General features: G+C 57.6%; 2 tRNA genes and 1 rRNA gene. All 3 read left to right on the top strand.

The annotated features are described in order from the left end of the window. Positions 1-105 (top strand): 16S ribosomal RNA (locus EWH12_RS22005); the annotation flags it as partial. A gap of 280 nt (positions 106-385) precedes the next feature. After that, a tRNA-Ile gene (locus EWH12_RS22000) sits at positions 386-462 on the top strand. A gap of 12 nt (positions 463-474) precedes the next feature. Next, positions 475-550 (top strand) — tRNA-Ala (locus EWH12_RS21995). Positions 551-776: the final 226 nt, after the last annotated feature.

Raw genomic sequence — 776 nt, 5'->3', positions numbered from 1 at the left:
GTTGAGCTAACCGCAAGGAGGCAGGCGACCACAGTGGGTTTAGCGACTGGGGTGAAGTCGTAACAAGGTAGCCGTAGGGGAACCTGCGGCTGGATCACCTCCTTTCTAAGGATCGTGACGAAAGCGCTGATGCCAGACTTCGGTTTGCGCTCATCAGAAGAGCTTCGTCATTTCCAAAGAACATTGCCGCCGTCCTCATGTCCCTTCATCACTAGAGATTAGCGCAACGGTAACGTTGTGCTGATAGAGCAGGCCAGCCTGGTTTGGGCTGCGCATTGCGCCACGGACGTCGTAGACGTCCGCAAGCGCGAACGCGCGCCCGAGCTTATGCGAGGATAGCCTAGTCGACGGATGTCGACGCCGGCGCCTGAGGCTAAGCAAAAACGGGCCGGTAGCTCAGGTGGTTAGAGCGCACGCCTGATAAGCGTGAGGTCGGAGGTTCAACTCCTCCCCGGCCCACCAGCAAATTGGTAGGGGGCCTTAGCTCAGCTGGGAGAGCGGTTGCTTTGCAAGCATCAGGTCATCGGTTCGATCCCGATAGGCTCCACCAGTTTTGCGGTTCAAGACAATGTCCGGGGGACATTGTCCCGCAAAACTCCCGAGCGCAAGCGAGGGGCGCCCTATGGCTGGGCACCACAGTTTCTCTAGGGATGAAGAGTAGCGGTTTGCCGGATACGTCCGGTGATATGGCGCGCATTTGCGGGCCTCTTTGACATTGTGAATGGGTTTTTTAATCGATGCCGTGGCGACATGGGGTTGGTTTTGGTGTTTGCCGC

The organism is Sphingobium cupriresistens (assembly GCF_004152865.1).
Taxonomy (GTDB): Bacteria; Pseudomonadota; Alphaproteobacteria; order Sphingomonadales; family Sphingomonadaceae; genus Sphingobium; species Sphingobium cupriresistens.
This window is presented reverse-complemented; position numbering and strand designations above follow the sequence as displayed.